This is a genomic window from Pseudomonas sp. PSE14 (assembly GCF_029203285.1).
Classification (GTDB): domain Bacteria; phylum Pseudomonadota; class Gammaproteobacteria; order Pseudomonadales; family Pseudomonadaceae; genus Pseudomonas.
Map to the genome: position 1 here is coordinate 1,426,553 of NZ_CP115669.1, position 20,752 is coordinate 1,447,304.

The window sequence follows — 20,752 nt, forward strand, 5'->3', positions numbered from 1 at the left end:
ACGGAGTTCTCGATACAGCGACGCCACCGGAATGGTGGCGTCGGGCATTATCGGCGAGCGCGGCAGGCCGTCAATCAGAGCGTGCGTTCAGGCCACCTGCGTGCTCGGCTCCAGCGGGCTTTCGCTGTGCAGGAACTGCTCCAGCCGCTCCTGCTGCCGGTCGGTGAGGAACAGGCCGAGCTTGGTGCGGCGCCAGAGAATGTCTTCGGCTTCGCGCGCCCACTCCTCGCGGCACAGGTATTCCACTTCACGGGCATAGAGCCCGCCACCCAGGTGTTCGCCCAGCTCGCTGAGGTTGGCGGCACCGTCCAGCAGCTTCCAGATGCGATTGCCGTAGGTGCTGGCCCAGCGCCGGGCGAGAGCGGGGTCGAGCTGGCGCAGGTGCTCCATCAATTGGATGGCCAGGTCCTCGATGCCGAGCATCGCTTCGCCGCCGGGCAACGGGGCGCTGGCGGTCCAGCGCGGACCCATGACGCCGGCGAAGTAGGGCGCCAGTTGCTCCAGCGCGGCTTCGGCGAGCTTGCGGTAGGTGGTGAGCTTGCCGCCGAACACTGAGAGCAGCGGGGCTTCGCCGGGGGTGTTGTCCAGCGCCAGGGTGTAGTCGCGGGTGACGGCGGACGGATCGTCGGACTCGTCATCGCACAGCGGGCGAACCCCGGAGAAGCTGCGCAGGATGTCCTCGCGGCCGAGTTGGCGCTTGAAGTGGGCATTGACCACGTTCAGCAGGTAATCGGTCTCTTCCTCGCTGATGCAGATCTGCGCCGGGTCGCCCTTGTACTCGCGGTCGGTGGTGCCGATCAGGGTGAAGCGCTGCAGATACGGGATGGCGAAGACGATGCGGCGGTCCTCGTTCTGCAGGATGTAGGCATGATCGCCGTCGTAGAGGCGCGGCACGATCAGGTGGCTGCCCTGGATCAGACGGATGCCATAGGGCGGGCGCTGGCGCAGTTCCTCGCGCAGAAAGCGGTCGACCCAGGGGCCGGCGGCGTTCACCAGGCAGCGGGCGCGGACCGAGTAGAGGCTGCCGTCCTTGCGCTCCAGGTGCAGGTGCCACAGCCCCTTGCTGCGCCGTGCACTGACGCAGCGGGTGCGCGGGTGGATATGCGCGCCGTGCTCGCGGGCGCTCATGGCGTTGAGCACCACCAGGCGGGCGTCGTCCACCGAGCAGTCGGAATATTCGAAACCGCGGCTGATCTCGGCTTTCAGCGGGCTTTCCGGGCCGAAACGCAGGCCGCGCGAACCCGGCAGCTTCTCGCGCTTGCCGAGGTGGTCGTAAAGGAACAGGCCGGCGCGGATCATCCAGGCCGGACGCAGGTGCGGACGGTGCGGCAGGACGAAGCGCAGCGGATGGACGATATGCGGTGCCTTGGCCAGCAGTACTTCGCGTTCGGCCAGGGCTTCGCGCACCAGGCGGAATTCGTGGTGTTCGAGGTAGCGCAGGCCACCGTGGATCAGCTTGCTGCTGGCGGAGGAGGTGTGGCTGGCCAGGTCATGCTGTTCGCAGAGGAACACCGACAGGCCGCGCCCGGCGGCGTCTGCCGCGATGCCCACGCCGTTGATGCCGCCGCCGACGACGGCCAGGTCATAGACTTCGGCCAGGGGCGCGTGGCGTGAGCGGGTTGGGTTCATGGGGCGCCTCGGTATTGGAAATGAACGCGTTTATGTTCGTTTTCGAAAATATCTTAGTTCGATGAACGAAACATGACCAGCCGAAAGCGCGAAATCGCGCATGCGTTCGTCAGTTTCTTCGAAATTGAAAGTGCGGAGATTGGCGGCGCGCGCTCAGACCAGTTCGAGCTGGACCTTGTGCTGTGCCAGCAGGCGCGCCACGGCGGAGGGGGGCGGACTGTCGGTGAACACGCGGTTGACCAGGGCGATCGGTCCCAGGCGCACCATGGCGTTGCGCCCGAACTTGCTGGAGTCGGCGGCGAGGAACACCTGCCGGGCGTTGTCGATGATGGCGCGGGAGACGCGCACTTCCTGGTAGTCGAAGTCCAGCAGGCTGCCGTCGTCGTCGATGCCGCTGATGCCGACCACGGCGAAGTCGACGCGGAACTGCTCGATGAAGTCCACGGCCGCCTGGCCGACCACGCCGCCGTCGCTGCGCACCGTGCCGCCGGCGACCAGCACTTCGAAGTCGGCCTTGCCGGCGAGGATGCTGGCCACGTGCAGGTTGTTGGTGATGATCTTCAGGTGGCTGTGGCCGAGCAGGGCGCGGGCGATCGCTTCGGTGGTGGTGCCGATGTTGATGAACAGCGAGGCGTTGTCCGGGATGTGCGCGGCGATGGCTTCGGCGATGCGCTGCTTCTCGTCGCGCATCTGGTCGGCGCGGGTGTTGTAGGCGGTGTTCTCGACACTCGAGTCCCAGGCCGCGCCGCCGTGGTAGCGGCGCAGCAGGCTCTGTTCGGCGAGCTGGTTGATGTCGCGGCGGATGGTCTGCGGGGTGACGGCGAACTGCTGGGCGAGTTCCTCGATGCTCAGGTAGCCGCGCTCGCGGACCAGGTCGAGGATGCTTTGCTGTCGGGGTGGCAGGTTCATGCGCGGTGCTCGCTGGGACGGGCCGAAGGGGCAAGGATGCCGGAGTGGGCAGGGTCTGTCATGAACTTGTCGGAGCGAGCTTGCTCGCGAACCCCGCTTGGCACGTCGGCATCAGGCGGTTCGCGAGCAAGCTCGCTCCTACAAAGAGCCTGTCGCGTCAGTCCTCGGCGGCCCAGCCGCGAGTACGCTCCACCGCCTTCTTCCACCCCGCATACAGCCGTGCGCGCTCCGCTTCGTCACACGCCGGCTGAAATACCCGCTCGATCACCGCTTTGTTTTTCAATTCGGCCAGGCTCCCCCAGAACCCGCACGCCAGCCCCGCCAGTACGGCGGCGCCCAGGGCAGTGGTTTCGCGCATCTGTGGGCGCTCCACGGGAGTGCCGAGGATGTCGGCCTGGAACTGCATGAGGAAGTTGTTGGCCACCGCGCCACCGTCCACGCGCAGGGCGCGCAGCGGCTCGCCGGCGTCCTGCTGCATGGCGTCGAGCACGTCGCGGGTCTGGTAGGCGATGGATTCCAGGGTGGCGCGGATCAGGTGGTCGGCCTTGACCCCGCGGGTCAGGCCGAACAGCGCGCCACGGGCGTACGGGTCCCAGTAGGGGGCGCCGAGGCCGGTGAAGGCGGGGACCAGGTACACGCCGTTGCTGTCCTTCACCTTGGTGGCGAAGTATTCGGAGTCGTGGGCGTCGTTGATCACCTTCAGCTCGTCGCGTAGCCACTGCACGGTGGAGCCGCCGTTGAACACCGCGCCTTCCAGCGCATAGGCCACTTCGCCGCGCGGGCCGCAGGCGATGGTGGTGAGCAGGCCGTGGGTGGATTTCACCGCCTTGGCGCCAGTGTTCATCAGCAGGAAGCAGCCGGTGCCGTAGGTGTTCTTCGCCTGGCCCGGCTCCACGCACATCTGGCCGAACAACGCGGCCTGCTGGTCGCCGGCGATACCGGCGATCGGCGTGCGGTGCACGCCCAGGCCACCGACCTTGCAGTGGCCGTAGATTTCCGAGGAGGCGCGCACCTGTGGCAGCATGGCACGCGGGATGTCCAGCGCGGTGAGCAGGCGCTCGTCCCAGTCGCGCTTGTGGATATCGAACAGCAGGGTGCGCGAGGCGTTGGTGTAGTCGGTGACGTGCACCTCGCCTTCGGTGAGCTTCCAGATCAGCCAGCTGTCCACGGTACCGAACAGCAGCTCGCCGCGCTGGGCGCGTTCGCGAGCGCCGTCGACGTTGTCGAGGATCCACTTGAGCTTGGTGCCGGAGAAGTAGGGGTCGATGACCAGTCCGGTGGTGTCGCGGATGTGCTGTTCCAGGCCGTCGCGCTTGAGCTGCTCGCAGATCGCCGCGCTGCGCCGGCACTGCCAGACAATGGCGTTGTGGATCGGCCGGCCGCTGGCCTTGTCCCACACCAGGGTGGTCTCGCGCTGGTTGGTGATGCCGATGGCGGCCACTTCGGCGACGCCGATGTTGGCCTGGGCCAGCGCCTCCACCAGGGTCGAGCTCTGAGTTGCCCAGATTTCCATGGGGTCGTGCTCGACCCAGCCCGGCTGCGGGTAGATCTGCGCGAACTCGCGCTGGGCCACGCTGACCACGTTGGCATCATGATCGAAGATGATGGCGCGGGAGCTGGTGGTGCCCTGGTCGAGGGCAACGACATATTTCTTGTTCGTAAGGTTCGTCATGGCGGCGGCCTTGTGCGGATTCCGTTCGGCGATCCCGGCTGCGGAGCCGAGAAGAGAATGGCGCAGAACATACGGGATTCATCCCCGTCGGTGAAGCGAACTCCGTGCAACGCACCACACCTTGGCTTACTGTTATGCGCTTGAAAGCCGCTCGCGAGAACCCTGCACGACCATGACTCCCGCCATCGACCTGTTGAAGAAGAACCGCGCCGAACACCAGGTGCTGAGCTACGAGCACGACCCCAAGGCGCCCTCTTATGGGCTGGAGGCTGCCGAGAAGCTCAACCTCGATCCGGCCCGGGTGTTCAAGACCCTGCTGGCCGCCAGCGAGAAGGGCGAGCTGCTGGTGGCCGTGGTGCCGGTGGCCGGCACCCTGGACCTCAAGGCGCTGGCCCATGCTGCCGGGGTGAAGAAGGCCGACATGGCCGACCCCAACGCCGCCCAGCGCGCCACCGGCTATCTGGTCGGCGGCATCAGCCCGCTGGGGCAGAAGAAGCGCCTGCGCACCTTCATCGACGAATCCGCCCAGGGTTTCCCGACCATCCATGTCAGCGCCGGCCGGCGCGGCCTGGAAGTGGAACTGAGCGCCGGGACGCTGGCCACGCTGACTGCCGCGAAGTTCGCCCCGATCGGTCGAAGCTGAACGGTCGAAGCAGTCGACTGTCTGGTCCGTTCTGTACGGTTCGCGGTTCGGTGGCTTCTGTCATGCTCGGGCATCACTTTTCAGGAGACTGCCATGCAACTCGACTTCCATCAGGTCGATGCCTTCACCGACCGCCCCTTCGCCGGCAACCCGGCGATGGTCTACCGCCTGGATGCCTGGCTGGCCGACGAGTTGATGCAGAAGATCGCCGCCGAGCACAACCTGTCCGAAACCGCGTTCCTGGTGAACGAGGCCGACGGCTGGCGCATCCGCTGGTTCACCCCGACCGCCGAGGTGCCGCTGTGCGGCCATGCAACGCTGGCGAGCGCCCATGTGCTGTTCGAGGTGTTCGGCGAGCCGGGCCAATCCCTGGAGTTCAATTCGCAATCCGGGCCGCTGCGGGTGTTCCGCGAGGAAGGCCGGCTGGCCCTGGATTTCCCCGCCCAGTCGCCAAGCGAGGCGGGCAGCACCGTGGAGCTGGAGCAGGCGCTGGGCCTGCCGGTAGTGGACGCCCTGAATACCCAGTCGCACCTGCTGGTGCTGCTGGAGTCGGAATACGCGGTGCGCAGTTGTTCGCCCGACTTCGCGGCACTGGCGCGCATGCCGTACCTGGGGGTGATCGTCACCGCGCGCAGCGACGACCATGACTTCGTCTCGCGCTTCTTCGCCCCGGCCATCGGCCTCAACGAAGACCCGGTCACCGGCGCTGCCCATTGCAGCCTGATTCCCTACTGGTCGCAGCGCCTGAACAAGCTGCAGATGCATGCTTACCAGTGCTCGGCGCGTGGCGGCGAGCTGTGGTGCCGCCTGGAGGGGGATCGGGTGCGTATCGCCGGCCATTCGCGGCTGATCGCCAGCGGCCGGATCGTCATCTGACGGTCAACGCTGGCGGTTGAGGACCTGTTGCGCTTCCACGCTGCCCTGGGCGGGGAACAGTACCAGGTGCTCGGCGGCCACGCTGATGCCTACCTCATCACCGGGTTGGTGATCGGCATGGCTGGGGAAGATCGATTCCAGCTGGGTGCCGGTGGGAAGCTGAAGACGGTAAAGGGTCGCGGCGCCGAGGAATGACTTGCCGACGATCCGCGCCTTGAGCGCACCCTCGGCGGCAGGCACCAGGTCGTCCGGACGCAGCAGCACATCCACCGCGCTGCCATCGGGCAGGCTGTAGGCGCGGTTGCCGCGCAGCACACCCAGTTCGGTCTGCACCGCGTCGGCGCCGTGCATCTGGCCACGAATGAAGTAGCCCTGGCCGATGAAGCTGGCCACGAAGGGCGTCTGCGGTTCGTGGTAGAGATTGAACGGGGTATCCCACTGCTCCAGCCGGCCGTGGCGGAACACGCCCACATGGTCGCTGACGGCGAAGGCTTCTTCCTGATCATGGGTGACCAGGATGGCACTGGTGCCGCGCGCCTTGAGAATGTCGCGCACCTCGTGGCTGAGCTGGCGGCGCAGCTCCACGTCGAGGTTGGAAAAGGGTTCGTCGAGCAGCAGCAGTTGCGGTTGCGGAGCCAGCGCACGGGCCAGGGCCACGCGCTGTTGCTGGCCGCCGGAGAGTTCGTGCGGGTAGCGCTGGCCCAGGGCATCGAGCTTCACCAGTTGCAGCAGCTCGTCGACGATGCGCGTGCGCTCGGGATGCTTGCGAATGCCGAAGGCGATGTTGTCCGCCACCGACAGGTGCGGGAACAGCGCGTAGTCCTGGAACACCATGCCGATCCGGCGCTTCTCCGGCGACAGGGTGAAGCCGGGGCGGGAGATGACTTCGCCGGCCAGTTCGATGCGCCCGTCCTGCACCGGCTCGAATCCGGCGATGGCGCGCAGCGTGGTGGTCTTGCCGCACCCCGAAGGGCCCAGTAGGCAGCCGATGTCGCCGGCATTCAGGTGCAGGCTGACGCCTTGCACCACGCGCTGCTGTTCATAGCCACAGGAAAGGTTATCGAGGGTGAGCAGCAGCGGTTGTGTCATCGAGCTTGGAACCTGTTCGGCATCTCGCCGAGCGCAGTTCGGGCCGGGCGGAAGCAGGAAATGAGGCGCAGTCTACGCCGGTTCCTGCATCCAAGGCCGCCCGGTCAGGCACGGGCGGCGGATGGAGAGGCTGTCAGGCGTAGTGGGCGTGCTCGACCAGCAGTTCGAGCAGGGCTTTCTGGGCGTGCAGACGGTTTTCCGCCTGGTCCCAGGCCACCGAGCGCGCGTCGTCCAGCAGGTCTTCGCTGATCTCTTCGCCACGGTGGGCCGGCAGGCAGTGCATGAATAGTACATCCGCCGCCGCGCCATCGAGCAGCGCACGTGTTACCTGATATGGCTGGAACAGGCGCAGGCGCGCGGCCGCTTCGTCTTCCTGGCCCATCGAGGCCCAGACGTCGGTGCTCACCAGGTGCGCGCCGGCCGCCGCCTCGCGCGGGTCGCGGACGACCTTCACGCGATCGCCCGCCAGCTCCAGCAGGGCGGCGTTCGGCTCATAGCCTTCCGGGCAGGCCACGCGCAGCTGGAAGTCGAAGCGGATGGCCGCCTCGATGTAGCTGTTGCACATGTTGTTGCCGTCGCCGATCCAGGCCACGGTCTTGCCGGCGATGCTGCCGCGATGCTCATGGAAGGTCTGCATGTCGGCCAGCAGCTGGCAGGGGTGCAGGTCGTCCGACAGGCCGTTGATCACCGGCACGCGGGAATTCTCGGAGAACTCGATCAGGTTGCTGTGGGCGAAGGTGCGGATCATCACCGCATCGACCATCCGCGACATCACCTTCGCGGCATCGGCGATCGGCTCGCCGCGGCCCAGCTGGGTGTCGCGCGGGGAGAGGAAAATGGCCTGGCCGCCGAGCTGGATCATGCCGGCTTCGAAGGAAATCCGCGTACGGGTCGAGGCTTTCTCGAAGATCATGCCCAGCACGCGGTTCTTCAGGGGCTCGTAGAGCACGCCTCGGTCACGCAGGTCCTTCAGCTCGCTGCCGCGGCGGATCAGACCGAGAAGTTCGTCGGTCGTGTAATCCAGCATCGAGAGGAAGTGCCGTGCGCTCATGGTTCGTACCTACTACTTATTCTCAGAATCGGGCCGAGGTAGCGACCGGATTTCGTGAGAAAAAACGGCTGAACCTGCGGCGGGACCGCATGGAGCGGAAAATGGGGGAAGGCGCGATCCTATAAGGAAATTACGCATCTACGCAAGTTTCGTCCGGAGAGGGATCGAGTGGACACAGAAATTTCCCTCTGAGGGGACGGACGAGGCCGACATACGAGGCATTGGGGCGATTGATAGCTTTTCGCCGCCTTCGGAAGTTGGCCTATCTGTTTCATCCCTCAAGGAGTTGTTTCATGAAAAAGTTCTGGATGTCCGCTGCCATCGCCGCCGTGATCGCCACTGCCAGCGGCTGCACCACCTACAACATCAGTCAGCCGAGCGCCGCGCTGGACCAGGAGGTCAAGACTGGCCTGAAGGCCGATGTCGCCGTAGGTGAGGCCATCAGTGGCCAGTCCCAGGTCAACATCCTGTTCGGTTTCCTGAAGTTCGGCGGCGACTCCCAGTTCGCCGACGGCGTGACCTACGGCGGCGAGTCCGGCGGCCTGGGCCTGGGCGCCTTCGATCCGATCTCCAGCGCCAAGGCGGCGGCTGCCTTCAAGGCAGTGAAGAGCTCTGGCTCCGACCTGATCGTGGCGCCGCGCTATGAAGTGAACGTCCAGGATTACTTCATCTTCAAGAAGGTCGACGTCAAGGTCACCGGCAACAAGGGCTCGATCAAGAGCATTCACTGATCCGCCCCGCCGATGGGGTGATCCCGTCGGTGCATTGCGCGGGCGCCATGGCGCCCGCGCAATCCTTCCATCCTCCCCTCTGATGCCTCCTGATTCACCCGACTGACGCTGGTGGCGTTCGTCGTATCTCCGCTCCATAGTGCTTGCTCGACAAGACGACCGGTGTGCCACGCGCCCCCGGCGACAACAACGACGAGGCGAGCCATGAGCAAGACCCTCCACCACCGTGCGTGCCATTTGTGCGAGGCCATCTGCGGCCTGACCATCGAGACCGAAGACGAGCGCATCCTCTCGATCAAGGGCGATTCGCAGGACAGCTTCAGCCGTGGCCATGTCTGTCCCAAGGCCGTGGCGCTGCAGGACATCCAGAATGACCCGGACCGCCTGCGCCAGCCGGTTCGACGGGTCGGCAGCGAATGGCAACCGATCGGCTGGGACGAGGCTTTCGAACTCGTCGCCTCACGGCTGGCGGATATCCGTGAACGCCATGGCAACGACGCTGTCGCGGTGTACCAGGGCAATCCCAGCGTGCACAACTACGGGCTGATGACCCACAGCAACTACTTCCTCGGCCAGTTGAAGACGCGCAACCGCTACTCGGCGACCTCGGTGGACCAGCTGCCGCACCACCTGGTCAGCCAGCAGATGTTCGGCCACGGCCTGCTGATCCCGATCCCGGACATCGACCAGACCGATTTCATGTTGATCCTCGGCGGCAACCCGCTGGCGTCCAACGGCAGCATCATGACCGTGCCGGACGTGGAGAAGCGCCTGAAGGCCGTGAAGGCGCGCGGTGGCAAGCTCGTGGTGGTCGACCCCCGGCGCACGGAAACTGCCGCGATTGCCGACCAGCACCTGTTCGTCCGTCCCGGCGAGGACGCCGCGTTGTTGCTGGGTATCCTCGACACGCTGTTCAGCGAAGGGCTGACCCGCGAGAGCCATCTGCCGGTGAGCGGCCTTGCGGCTGTGCGGGAGGCGCTGAAACCGTTCAAGGTCGAGGCGATGGCGAAGCGTTGCGGCGTGCCGGCCGAGGACATCCGCCAGCTGGCGCGGGACTTCGCCGTCGCCGACAAGGCTGTCTGCTACGGCCGCATGGGTGTTTCCACGCAGGTCTTCGGCAGTCTCTGCCAGTGGCTGGTGCAACTGATCAACCTGCTGACCGGCAACCTCGACCGGGTCGGTGGCACCCTGTGCACCACTCCGGCGGTGGACCTGGTGGCGAGCACCTCCGGTGGCGCCTTCAACCGTTGGCAGAGCCGCGTCTCCGGCCTGCCGGAGTACGGCGGCGAGCTGCCGGTGGCGGCACTGGCCGAAGAAATGCTCACCGACGGCGACGGACAGGTCCGCGCGCTGGTGACGGTGGCGGGCAACCCGGTGCTCTCCACGCCCAACGGCCGGCGCCTGGAGCAGGCGCTGGACGGCCTGGAATTCATGCTCAGTGTCGATCTCTACATCAACGAGACCACCCGCTACGCCGACCTGATCCTGCCGCCCACCGCGCCGCTGGAGCACGATCACTACGACACCACCTTCAATATCTTCGCGGTGCGCAACGTCACGCGCTTCAACGAGGCGGTGCTGCCCAAGCCGCAGGGCGCGCTGCACGACTGGGAAATCTTCGTGGGGCTGGCCAAGGCATACGCCGCACGCATGGGCAGCGAACTCAAACCGACCATGGCGCCGGAGCAGATGATCGAGATGGGCCTGCGTTTCGGCCCCTATGGCGATGCCTCCGAGCACAAGCTCAACCTGGCGCGGTTGCGGGAACATCCCCACGGGCTGGACCTCGGCCCGCTGCAGCCCAACCTTGCGGCGCGCCTGAAAACCGCCAGCCGCCAGGTCGAAGCAGCGCCGGAGATCCTGCTGAAAGACCTGCGCCGCTTTGCCGACACCCAGGCGCCGGCAGCGGACCAGTTGCTGCTGATCGGCCGCCGCCATGTGCGCAGCAACAATTCCTGGATGCACAACTATCACCGCCTGGTGAAGGGCAAGCCACGTCACCAGTTGCTCATGCACCCGCGGGACCTGGCGGCGCGCGGGCTGGCGGACGGGCAGAAGGTGCGGGTGCGCTCGCGGGTCGGCAGCATCGAGATCGAGGTGGCGGCCAGCGACGAGGTAATGGCCGGCGTGGTCAGCCTGCCCCACGGCTGGGGGCACGGGCGGCCGGGTGTACAACTGTCGATTGCTCGCGAGCAGGGTGGGGCCAGCGCCAACGACCTGACCGACGAGCGCCATCTGGATGCGCTCTCCGGCAACACGGCGCTGAACGGCGTGCCCGTTGAGGTCGAGTCGGCCTGACAGGCTGTCGCAGTGCTCCTGCAAAGCCGAGCGTAGTGCTCGGCTTTGCAGTACAATGCGCGCAACCGTGCCGGCCAAACGCCGCCTGTGGCGATGCCGGGTCAGTATCTGATAGTTCAGCCGAGGAAGTTCATGGATATCATCGATACCATCAAAGAACAGATCGCCAACAACCCCGTCCTGCTGTACATGAAGGGCTCGCCGAACGCTCCGCAGTGCGGTTTCTCGGCCCGCGCTGCGCAGGTGCTGATGGCATGCGGCGAGAAGTTCGCCTACGTCGACATCCTGCAGAACCCGGAAATCCGCGCCAACCTGCCCAAGTACGCCAACTGGCCGACCTTCCCGCAACTGTGGGTCGGCGGTGAGCTGGTCGGCGGCAGCGACATCCTGGTCGAGATGTTCGAAAAGGGCGAATTGCAGCCGCTGATCAAGGACGCCGTAGGCAAGGCCGACGCCTGAGTCTTTCGTGCTGTCGCACAAAGCCCCGCTTCGGCGGGGCTTTGTTTTTGGGAAGAAATAAATGACTGAGCAAACACGGACGAACGCTGCCCGCTGGGCCTGTGGATACTGCTTCGCCATGGGCGGGATGGTGCACGGCAGCGTGATGGGCCGGGTACCGGCCCTGAAGAGCATGACCGGGGTCGACGAGCAGGAGCTGGGCCAGGCATTGCTGGGCGCGGGCTTTGGCGCGCTGCTGGCGTTCGTCTTCGCCGGCGCCCTGGTGCGCCGTTACGGCAGCCGGGCGATCACTGTCGTCTCCGGTCTGGCGCTGATGGCCAGCTTCCCGCTGCTGGGCCTGGCGCAGAACGTGTGGGAGCTGGCGGCGGGCTTTCTGGTGGTCGGCCTGACCTTCGCCACCATGGATGTGGCGATGAACACCCAGGCGGTGGAAGTGGAGCGGCGCCTCGGCCGGCCGTGTATTGCCAGCTTGCATGGCATGTACAGCCTGGGCGGGCTGGTCGGCGCGGTTGGCGCAGCGGCCTTCGCCGATCTGGCGCCTGTGTGGCATTTCACCCTGCTGGCGGCGATCGCGGTGGCCATACTGCCCTTTTTCGCCCGCAACCTGTTCGAAGGGCGCCCGGAGCCCATGGAGGAGGCGGCGCCAGCCCAACGTGGCTGGCGCCTGCCGCCACTGTCGCTGATCGGTCTTGGATTGCTGACGGCGTGCGCGTTCGTTTCCGAAGGGGCGGTCGCCGACTGGGGCGCGTTGCTGCTGCATCAGGTGATGGGCGCGTCCGAACGCCTGGCGGCACTGGGCTTCGCGGCGTTCTCCGCGACCATGGTGCTGGGACGGCTGTTCGGCGATCGCCTGCGTGTGCGATTCGCCGACGAGGCCTTGGTGCGCAACCTGGCGTTGCTGGCCATCGCGGGCATGTTGCTGGCGCTGTTCAGTCCCTGGGTAGCGAGTGCTATCGCCGGCTTCGCCCTGGTGGGCGTAGGCCTGTCGGTGGTGGTGCCGATCCTGATCGGGGCGGCGGGCAATCGGCCGGGCATCGAACCGTCCAAAGGCGTGGCGGCGGTGGCGGGGTTCGGTTACGGGGGCTTGCTGATGGGGCCGCCGCTGATCGGCTTCCTCGCCGAGCACGTGGGGCTGCGCCTGTCATTGCTGGTGGTGGTGGGGCTGTGCGCCGGGCTGGTGCTCAAGGCGTCACTGGTGCGGCGCCCGCCGAAGGCGAACGGCTAGGAGGGAAGGGCACCGGCGTCCACAACCGCGCCGGTGCCTTTTCGTTGATCAGTCGTCTTCGTGCATGTGCGACTGCAGGTAGTTCTCCAGGCCGACCTTCTGGATCAGGCCCAGCTGGGTTTCCAGGTAATCGATGTGCTCTTCCTCGGACTCGAGGATGTTCTTGAGCAGGTCGCGGCTCACGTAGTCATGCACGCTTTCGCAATGCACGATGGCGTCGCGCAGGTCCTTGCAGGCCTTGAGTTCCAGGTTCAGGTCGCACTGCAGCATTTCCTGGGTGTTCTCGCCGATCAGCAGCTTGCCCAGGTCCTGCAGGTTGGGCAGGCCCTCGAGGAACAGGATGCGTTCGATGAGCTTGTCAGCGTGCTTCATCTCATCGATGGACTCATGGTACTCGTGCGCGCCGAGGCGTTTCAGGCCCCAGTCGTTCCACATGCGCGAGTGCAGGAAATATTGGTTGATGGCGATCAGCTCGTTACCGAGGACCTTGTTCAAGTGCTGGATGACTTTCTTGTCGCCTTTCATGCCGGTGTCCTGCCGTGTGGAGTGGGAGAGACTGAAAGTGTGGTCCTCTTATAACTGACTGTCAAACATAAGTGCTTGAATTTGCTATAAAAAGGAATATGAATGCGAATGTTTTCATTCCGCAATTCGGCGTTAAAGCTCTGAATTTCAGGCATAAAAAAACCGGGCATGGCCCGGTTTTTTTCGGAATCTCTGCTGAGTTGGCCGTCGATCAGCTTGCCGCGTAGGCGAGGGAGTAGTTCATCGACTGCGCGCTCTGCAGTTCGCCCAGGGTCTCGCGGACGACCTGCTTGGCGAGGCAGGCGCACTTGCCGCACTGGGTGCCGACACCGGTGCTTTCACGCACTTCGCGGTAATTGCAGCAGCCTTCGTAGATCGCATCGCGGATCTGGGTATCGGTGACACCTTGGCAGAGGCAGACGTACATGGTTGCACTAGCATCGCTGTGGGGTTGTTGGAGGCGATACTAATCTTAATGAGAATGATTGTCAAAGTTTGCTGGGCAGGCTTTCCCATGACCAGATAAATGGTCATGTCCGTCAATGGCTTAGCCTTGTGGGGCGATGGGGCAAAGCGCTGGGCGCCTCGGAAAACGGCGGTGTATCATGACCGGCCCACTGGAGTGGATAACCCGCCGATCCGGCTTTTCGAGCCAGGCAGGGCATCTTGCACTCCCTCACGTCCTCACCCGAAGGAGACATGGAATGAGCGTACTCGTAGGTAAGAAAGCTCCCGACTTCAACGTAGCCGCCGTCCTCGGTAGCGGCGAAATCGTCGACAGCTTCGTGCTGTCCGAAGCCATCAAGGGCAAGTACGGCCTGGTGTTCTTCTACCCGCTGGACTTCACCTTCGTCTGCCCGTCCGAGCTGATCGCCCTGGACCGTCGCATCCCTGAGTTCCAGGCGCGCAACGTCGAAGTGATCGGCGTGTCCATCGACTCCCATTTCACCCACAACGCCTGGCGTAACACCCCGGTGGACAAGGGCGGCATCGGCCCGGTCAAGTACACCCTGGCCGCCGACATCACCCACGAGATCGCCAAGGCCTATGACGTCGAGTCCGCCGACGGTGTCGCGTTCCGTGGTGCCTTCCTGATCGACCAGAATGGCGTGGTGCGTTCGCAGATCGTCAACGACCTGCCGCTGGGCCGCAACATGGACGAGCTGCTGCGTCTGGTCGATGCCCTGCAGTTCACCGAAGAACACGGCGAAGTCTGCCCGGCCAACTGGAAGAAAGGCGACAGCGGCATGACCGCATCGCCGGAAGGCGTTGCCGCCTACCTGGCCCAGCATGCCAGCAAGCTGTAAGGCTGTCCGGTGATGAAAGAGCCCCGCTTCGGCGGGGCTTTTTCATGGGCGCGCAGGATTGCTTTTCGTAGGAAGCCGGCAAGCCCTGCGTGCAGGAAAGAAAAAGCCCCGCCTGAGCGGGGCTTTGTCATGGGATCAGGAAGAGAGGATCAGTCCTCGTCTTCCATCCAGCCGCCGAATTCCTTCCAGCGGTTGACGATGCCGCAGAACAGCTCGGCGGTTTTCTCGGTGTCGTAGCGTGCCGAGTGCGCCTCGCGGTTGTCGAACTCGATGCCGGCGGTCTGGCAGGCCTTGGCCAGTACGGTCTGGCCGTAGGCGAGGCCGGCAAGGGTCGCGGTGTCGAAGCTGGAGAAGGGGTGGAACGGATTGCGCTTCACGCCACTGCGGTTTACTGCGGCGTTGAGGAAGCCCAGGTCGAAGCTGCTGTTGTGGCCAACCAGGATCGCCCGTTTGCAGCCGTTGGACTTCAGCGACTTGCGCACGCCCCGGAAGATCTCGGTCAGCGCCTGTTCTTCCGGCACGGCCATGCGCAGCGGGTGGTCCAGCTTGATGCCGGTGAACTCCAGCGCAGCCTGCTCGATGTTGGCGCCTTCGAAAGGCTCCACGCGGAAGAAGTAGGTGTGCTCGGGGAACAGGTAGCCGCTCTCATCCATGCCGATAGTGACGGCGGCGATTTCCAGCAGGGCGTCGGTGCCGGCGTTGAAGCCGCCGGTCTCGACGTCCACCACGACCGGCAGGTAGCCACGGAAACGGCGTGCCATCGGGTGGCGCGGGCCAGGCGGGAAGGAACCGTCGAGTTCTTCCTCGAAGATTTCGTTCTCGTCACTCATGCCTCGGTCTCCAGCAGGCGCCAGCGCAGTTTCTCGCCGGCACGCAGCGGGACGACATCGAAATCACCGAACGGCAGGGCCGCTGGGGCTTCCCATTCTTCACGCACCAGGGTGATGCGGTCGCTGTTGCGCGGCAGGCCGTAGAAGTCCGGACCATGGAAGCTGGCGAAGGCTTCCAGCTTGTCCAGCGCGTTGCGCTGCTCGAAGGCCTCGGCGTACATCTCGATGGCGGCATAGGCGGTGTAGCAGCCGGCGCAACCGCAGGCGGCTTCCTTGGCGTGGCGCGCGTGGGGCGCGGAGTCCGTGCCGAGGAAGAATTTCGGGCTGCCGCTGGTGGCCGCATCCAGCAGGGCTTCCTGGTGGGTGTTGCGCTTGAGAATCGGCAGGCAATAGAAGTGCGGACGGATACCGCCGACCAGCATGTGGTTGCGGTTGTACAGCAGGTGGTGCGCGGTGATGGTGGCGCCGACATTGGCCGGGGCGGCCTTGACGAAGGCGGCGGCATCGCCGGTGGTGATGTGCTCGAGAACCACCTTGAGGGTCGGGAAGCGCTCGACCACACGGGTCAGGTGCTCGTCGATGAAGCGCTTCTCGCGGTCGAACACGTCGACTTCGGAGCGGGTCACCTCGCCATGCACCAGCAGCGGCAGGCCGACTTCGGCCATGGCTTCCAGGACGTGGAAGATATTGTCGACGCTGGTCACGCCGGAATCGGAGTTGGTGGTGGCGCCGGCCGGGTACAGCTTGGCGGCGTGCACGTAGCCTGAGGCCTTGGCTGCGCGCACGTCCTCGACGCTGGTGCGGTCGGTGAGGTAGAGCACCATCAGCGGCTCGAAGCGGCTGCCGGCCGGACGGGCGGCCAGGATGCGCTGGCGGTAGGCGTCGGCTTCGACGGCGTTGCGCACCGGCGGAACCAGGTTCGGCATGATGATGGCGCGGCCGAAGGTACGGGCGGCGTCGCCGACGGTTTGCGCGAGTGCGGCGCCGTCGCGCAGGTGAATGTGCCAGTCGTCGGGGCGCAGGAGTGTCAGGCGGTCGGACATGCGGATTCCAGGAAGGCGGTTGCAGCGGAGAAAGTAGGGAAATGCTACCGGAAAAGGCCGTCGGCGGCACTCGCTATCAAGTTTCGCCGTGGCTGACCGATAGATTCAGAGACCCCATCCTGCTTGTGTGGAACCGCCGTGCGCCAGCCATCTCTTCTCCTGCTCGTACTTTGCGCGAGCCTCCCGGCCTGGGGGCTGACGTTCCAGCCGCGCCTGGAAAGCGCCGAATGGACGGTGGTGGGCGACCAGTTCGAGTGCCGGCTGTCGCAGAACGTGGCGGGTTTCGGCGTGGGCGAGTTCGTCTGGCGCGCCGGCGAGCAGCCGACTTTTCGTCTCAAGTCGCAGCAGGACTGGCTCGGGCGCGGCTCGGCAACGCTGCTCGCGGCAGCTCCGCCGTGGCGGCCGGGGCAGGGCGACGTGAACCTGGGCTCGGTGCAGGTGAGCGGCGGCGAGGTGCCGTTCAACAGCAGCCAGCAGCAGGCGGGGCGCCTGCTCAGCGGTTTGCTGGAAGGGCGCACGCCGGAAGTGCGGCACCGCACCCGGGACGGCGACCGCTTGCTGGTGCGTCTGCTGCCGACGCGCTTCGCCGCCGGCTACGCGCAGTTCCAGGATTGTTCGGCGAAGATGCTGCCGGTCAATTTCGACCAGGTACGACAGAGCCAGATCGGTTTCCCCAGCGGCACCGAACTCGACGCCCTGGGCCGCGCCAAACTGGACATCATCCTGCAGTACCTGAAGGCCGACCCGAGCGTGAACCACATCGAGATCGACGGTCACTCGGACAACAGCGGCAATCGCCTGGTCAATCGCGACACGTCGCGCCGTCGTGCTCTCGCGGTGATGGAATATCTCAAGGCCAATGGCGTGCCGGAGTCGCAGATCGTCGTGCGCTTCTATGGCGAACGTTATCCGTTGGTGAAGAACAATTCCGAAGCCAACCGGGCGCGCAATCGCCGGGTGACGGTGAACCTGTCCCGCGAAGTGGTTCCTGAGGAGGTCCCGGCCGAGGCGCCGACGGCTCCTGTTGCTCCCCCCGCCTCGGCGCCCGCCGCGCCGACGTCCAGCGCCAGTGCCCCGGCGAAGGCCGCGGTTCCTGCCGCTCCGGCGGCGCCCGCCACCAACGCTGCCACACCGCCTGCGACGCCCAAGGGCTGAGCCTGCGGCAGCGAGTCGCACCGACGATAGTATTTGTCGCTTTGTCGTCAAAAGCTGTCGCGCCTCTGTAAATTATCCTGGGCGGGCAGTAGAATCGATCCCTTTCGTGACAACCCCCGTGGAGTTGAGTGGCATGGCGGACGTGAAGAAGGTAGTCCTGGCGTATTCCGGTGGCCTGGACACCTCCGTAATTCTGAAGTGGCTGCAGGATACCTATAACTGTGAAGTGGTGACCTTCACTGCCGACCTGGGTCAGGGCGAGGAGGTCGAGCCGGCCCGCGCCAAGGCCAAGCAGATGGGCGTGAAAGAGGTCTTCATCGAGGACCTGCGAGAAGAGTTCGTCCGCGACTTCGTCTTCCCGATGTTCCGTGCCAACACCGTCTACGAAGGCGAGTACCTGTTGGGTACTTCCATCGCCCGTCCGCTGATCGCCAAGCGCCTGATCGAGATCGCCAACGCCACCGGCGCTGACGCCATCTCCCACGGCGCCACCGGCAAGGGCAACGACCAGGTTCGCTTCGAGCTGGGCGCCTATGCGCTGAAGCCGGGCGTGAAGGTGATCGCTCCCTGGCGCGAGTGGGACCTGCTGTCCCGCGAGAAGCTGATGGACTACGCCGAATCCCACAACATCCCGATCGAGCGCCACGGCAAGAAGAAGTCGCCGTACTCCATGGATGCCAACCTGCTGCACATCTCCTATGAAGGCGGCGTGCTGGAAGACACCTGGACCGAGCACGAAGAAGACATGTGGAAGTGGACCGTCTCTCCGGAGAAGGCCCCTGACGCTGCGACCTACATCGAGTTGACCTATCGCAAGGGCGACATCGTTGCCATCGACGGCAAGGACATGACCCCGGCCCAGGTACTGACCGAGCTGAACCGCATCGGCGGCGCCAACGGCATCGGTCGTCTGGACATCGTCGAGAACCGCTACGTCGGCATGAAGTCGCGCGGCTGCTACGAGACCCCCGGCGGCACCATCATGCTCAAGGCGCACCGCGCCATCGAGTCGATCACCCTGGACCGCGAAGTCGCTCACCTGAAGGACGAGCTGATGCCGCGTTACGCCAAGCTGATCTACACCGGCTACTGGTGGAGCCCGGAGCGCGAGATGCTCCAGCAGATGATCGATGCTTCCCAGGAGCACGTGAACGGCGTCGTGCGCCTGAAGCTGTACAAAGGCAACGTCATCGTGGTCGGCCGCAAGTCCGACGACTCGCTGTTCGACGCCAACATCGCGACCTTCGAGGAAGACGGCGGCGCCTACAACCAGGCCGATGCCGCGGGCTTCATCAAGCTCAACGCGCTGCGCATGCGTATCGCCGCGAACAAGGGCCGCAAGCTGTTCTGATAAGCTGGTGACCCCGTGACAAGCGAACCCCGGCCACGAGCCGGGGTTTGCGTTTATAGGCCCCGCATCCGGGGCGCCTGAAGAGGAAGAATCGATGAGACTGCTGCACACCATGCTGCGCGTCGGCGATCTGGACAAATCCATCGCCTTCTACACCGAAGTCCTGGGCATGACCCTGCTGCGCCGCAAGGATTATCCGGACGGCCAGTTCACCCTGGCGTTCGTCGGCTACGGCAGCGAAGACGAGAACAGCGTGATCGAACTGACCTACAACTGGGGCGTGGACCAGTACGAGCTGGGCACCGGTTACGGCCACATCGCCCTGGAAGTGGCGGACGTCTACAAGGCCTGCGAGGACATCCGCTCCCGCGGCGGCAAGATCACCCGCGAGCCGGGCCCGATGAAGCACGGCACCAGTATCCTCGCCTTCGTCGAGGACCCGGACGGCTACAAGATCGAGCTGCTGAGTCCGCAGCGCAAGGACTGATCTTCCGCTCCTTGTGATTCGTCTCTGGAGAAACCCCGCCCTTGAAGGCGGGGTTTTTCTTTATTGGCTGTCATCAGAAAGTCACCGGAGCGGTCATACTCAATCTTGCATCGACGTCGGATGCGTCGATTGCGGAAGCAGTTTTCGCCATTTGCTTGTCAGAGACAGAGGAGCATCGTGCACGGGCCGGACAATCCCCGTTGCACCGCTTCCGATAATGACGACCGATGGACGGCCGCACCGATTTTTCCGGGTGCCCGGCGCTCTGCGTCCGGCAGCCTAAGTCAAGGAATACAGTATGTCCCCAAGACCGGTAAACAATGCCTCGGTCAGCCCCAAGGGCAGCCTCGAAACCCTCTCCCAACGTGAAGTGCACCAGCTCAGCGAAGCGGGCTCGGGCAGCAGCTACAAACTCTTCCGCCAGTGTGCCCTGGCCATCCTCAACACCGGCACGCAGATCGACAACGCCAAGCACATCCTCGACGCCTACCGCGACTTCGAACTGGAAATCCACCAGCAGGACCGTGGCGTGCGCCTGGAGCTGTTCAACGCTCCGGCCGATGCCTTCGTCGACGGCGAGATGATCGCCAGCACCCGCGAGATGCTCTTCAGCGCCCTGCGCGACATCGTCTACACCCAGAACGAACTCAACAGCCGGCGCTTCGACCTGGAGAGCTCGGCCGGCATCACCGACTACGTCTTCCATCTGTTGCGTAACGCCCGCGCGCTGCGTCCCGGCGTGGAGCCGAAGATCGTCGTGTGCTGGGGCGGCCACTCCATCAGCACCAACGAGTACAAGTACACCAAGAAGGTCGGCCACGAACTGGGCCTGCGTAGCCTCGATGTTTGCACCGGCTGCGGGCCGGGCGTGATGAAGGGCCCGATGAAGGGCGCCACCATCGGCCACGCCAAGCAGCGCAACACCGAAGGACGCTACCTGGGCCTGACCGAGCCTGGGATCATCGCCGCCGAGGCGCCGAACCCCATCGTCAACGAACTGGTGATCCTGCCGGATATCGAGAAACGCCTTGAGGCCTTCGTCCGCGTCGGCCACGGCATCATCGTGTTCCCCGGCGGCGTCGGCACGGCGGAGGAGTTCCTCTACCTGCTGGGCATCCTGATGCACCCGGACAACCAGGACATGCCGTTCCCACTGGTGCTCACCGGCCCGCGCAGCGCCGCGGCTTACATCGAGCAGTTGCACGCCTTCGTCGGCGCGACCCTGGGCGAGGCGGCGCAGCAGCGCTACCGCATCATCATCGACGACCCGGCGGAAGTGGCGCGGGAGATGAGCGACGGCCTGAAGCGGGTCAAGCAGTTCCGCCGCGAGCGCAACGACGCCTACCACTTCAACTGGTTGCTGAAGATCGACGAAGGCTTCCAGCGTCCGTTCGAGCCGACCCACGAGAACATGGCGGGCCTGGACCTGGGCTGCGACGTGCCGCCTCACGAGTTGGCGGCGAACCTGCGCC

General features: G+C 65.1%; 19 protein-coding genes and 1 pseudogene. 11 read left to right on the forward strand and 9 right to left on the reverse strand.

The features are described from left to right. Positions 1-87: 87 nt before the first annotated feature. The 3 genes from glpD to glpK all read right to left on the reverse strand — a co-directional run bounded on the left by glpD (position 88) and on the right by glpK (position 4,210). Positions 88-1,629 (reverse strand): glycerol-3-phosphate dehydrogenase, encoded by a 1,542-nt coding sequence (glpD, locus tag O6P39_RS06630; protein WP_275610602.1) that lies wholly within the window; start codon positions 1,627-1,629, stop codon positions 88-90. 153 nt (positions 1,630-1,782) lie between these two features. Beyond that, a complete protein-coding gene (locus O6P39_RS06635) occupies positions 1,783-2,538 on the reverse strand; it encodes a DeoR/GlpR family transcriptional regulator (protein ID WP_275610603.1) in 756 nt (251 codons plus the stop codon). A gap of 157 nt (positions 2,539-2,695) precedes the next feature. Further along, entirely contained in the window at positions 2,696-4,210 is a 1,515-nt protein-coding gene (gene glpK, locus O6P39_RS06640) for a glycerol kinase GlpK (protein WP_275610604.1), read from the reverse strand. A 172-nt stretch (positions 4,211-4,382) separates the two neighbouring features. On the opposite strand from glpK, the gene ybaK reads away from it, so the two are divergent. Both ybaK and O6P39_RS06650 read left to right on the forward strand, forming a co-directional pair. After that, positions 4,383-4,853 (forward strand): Cys-tRNA(Pro) deacylase, encoded by a 471-nt coding sequence (gene ybaK / locus O6P39_RS06645; RefSeq protein ID WP_275610605.1) that lies wholly within the window; start codon positions 4,383-4,385, stop codon positions 4,851-4,853. Between the two features lie 93 nt (positions 4,854-4,946). Next, positions 4,947-5,729: a PhzF family phenazine biosynthesis protein gene (locus O6P39_RS06650; RefSeq protein WP_275610606.1), complete on the forward strand. Its 783-nt coding sequence runs from the start codon at positions 4,947-4,949 to the stop codon at positions 5,727-5,729. Positions 5,730-5,732: 3 nt separating this feature from the next. Here O6P39_RS06650 and O6P39_RS06655 read toward each other — a convergent pair whose 3' ends face one another. After that, positions 5,733-6,818 carry an ABC transporter ATP-binding protein gene (locus O6P39_RS06655; RefSeq protein WP_275610607.1) on the reverse strand — a complete coding sequence of 362 codons (1,086 nt, stop codon included), beginning with the start codon at positions 6,816-6,818 and terminating at the stop codon, positions 5,733-5,735. A gap of 133 nt (positions 6,819-6,951) precedes the next feature. After that, positions 6,952-7,869, reverse strand: coding sequence for an ornithine carbamoyltransferase (gene argF / locus O6P39_RS06660; RefSeq protein WP_275610608.1), 918 nt, complete (start codon positions 7,867-7,869; stop codon positions 6,952-6,954). Between the two features lie 293 nt (positions 7,870-8,162). Between argF and O6P39_RS06665 the strand changes: the two genes are divergently transcribed. The 4 genes from O6P39_RS06665 to O6P39_RS06680 all read left to right on the forward strand — a co-directional run bounded on the left by O6P39_RS06665 (position 8,163) and on the right by O6P39_RS06680 (position 12,582). Further along, the gene (locus tag O6P39_RS06665; RefSeq protein WP_275610609.1) at positions 8,163-8,600 is read left to right on the forward strand and encodes a hypothetical protein; all 438 of its coding nucleotides are present in this window, start codon (positions 8,163-8,165) and stop codon (positions 8,598-8,600) included. Between the two features lie 204 nt (positions 8,601-8,804). Continuing rightward, the gene (locus tag O6P39_RS06670; protein ID WP_275610610.1) at positions 8,805-10,898 is read left to right on the forward strand and encodes a molybdopterin oxidoreductase family protein; all 2,094 of its coding nucleotides are present in this window, start codon (positions 8,805-8,807) and stop codon (positions 10,896-10,898) included. A gap of 132 nt (positions 10,899-11,030) precedes the next feature. Beyond that, positions 11,031-11,357 carry a Grx4 family monothiol glutaredoxin gene (grxD, locus tag O6P39_RS06675; protein ID WP_275610611.1) on the forward strand — a complete coding sequence of 109 codons (327 nt, stop codon included), beginning with the start codon at positions 11,031-11,033 and terminating at the stop codon, positions 11,355-11,357. Between the two features lie 61 nt (positions 11,358-11,418). After that, positions 11,419-12,582 (forward strand): MFS transporter, encoded by a 1,164-nt coding sequence (locus O6P39_RS06680; RefSeq protein WP_275610612.1) that lies wholly within the window; start codon positions 11,419-11,421, stop codon positions 12,580-12,582. A gap of 48 nt (positions 12,583-12,630) precedes the next feature. Here O6P39_RS06680 and bfrB read toward each other — a convergent pair whose 3' ends face one another. Both bfrB and O6P39_RS06690 read right to left on the reverse strand, forming a co-directional pair. Then, positions 12,631-13,107 (reverse strand): bacterioferritin BfrB, encoded by a 477-nt coding sequence (gene bfrB, locus O6P39_RS06685; RefSeq protein WP_275610613.1) that lies wholly within the window; start codon positions 13,105-13,107, stop codon positions 12,631-12,633. A gap of 211 nt (positions 13,108-13,318) precedes the next feature. Further along, positions 13,319-13,534 carry a bacterioferritin-associated ferredoxin gene (locus O6P39_RS06690; RefSeq protein WP_275610614.1) on the reverse strand — a complete coding sequence of 72 codons (216 nt, stop codon included), beginning with the start codon at positions 13,532-13,534 and terminating at the stop codon, positions 13,319-13,321. Between the two features lie 277 nt (positions 13,535-13,811). Between O6P39_RS06690 and O6P39_RS06695 the strand changes: the two genes are divergently transcribed. Beyond that, positions 13,812-14,414, forward strand: a complete 603-nt coding sequence (locus tag O6P39_RS06695; protein ID WP_275610615.1) for a peroxiredoxin C — start codon at positions 13,812-13,814, stop codon at positions 14,412-14,414. A 149-nt stretch (positions 14,415-14,563) separates the two neighbouring features. Here O6P39_RS06695 and rnt read toward each other — a convergent pair whose 3' ends face one another. Together rnt and pyrC are read right to left on the reverse strand one after the other, a co-directional pair. Next, entirely contained in the window at positions 14,564-15,244 is a 681-nt protein-coding gene (gene rnt, locus O6P39_RS06700) for a ribonuclease T (RefSeq protein ID WP_275610616.1), read from the reverse strand. Then, complete coding sequence (pyrC, locus tag O6P39_RS06705) at positions 15,241-16,287, reverse strand: dihydroorotase (protein ID WP_275610617.1); 1,047 nt, start codon at positions 16,285-16,287, stop codon at positions 15,241-15,243. The genes rnt and pyrC overlap by 4 nt, the downstream gene beginning before the upstream one ends. Positions 16,288-16,425: 138 nt before the next feature. Between pyrC and O6P39_RS06710 the strand changes: the two genes are divergently transcribed. The 4 genes and pseudogenes from O6P39_RS06710 to ppnN form a co-directional block, all read left to right on the forward strand. Continuing rightward, a complete protein-coding gene (locus O6P39_RS06710; RefSeq protein WP_275610618.1) occupies positions 16,426-17,442 on the forward strand; it encodes an OmpA family protein in 1,017 nt (338 codons plus the stop codon). A 133-nt stretch (positions 17,443-17,575) separates the two neighbouring features. Beyond that, complete coding sequence (locus O6P39_RS06715; RefSeq protein ID WP_275611901.1) at positions 17,576-18,793, forward strand: argininosuccinate synthase; 1,218 nt, start codon at positions 17,576-17,578, stop codon at positions 18,791-18,793. Between the two features lie 94 nt (positions 18,794-18,887). Next, entirely contained in the window at positions 18,888-19,280 is a 393-nt protein-coding gene (gene gloA, locus O6P39_RS06720) for a lactoylglutathione lyase (RefSeq protein WP_275610619.1), read from the forward strand. 298 nt (positions 19,281-19,578) lie between these two features. Beyond that, positions 19,579-20,751 (forward strand): annotated as a pseudogene (gene ppnN, locus O6P39_RS06725) (nucleotide 5'-monophosphate nucleosidase PpnN); the annotation flags it as partial. Between the last annotated feature and the right edge of the window lies 1 nt (position 20,752).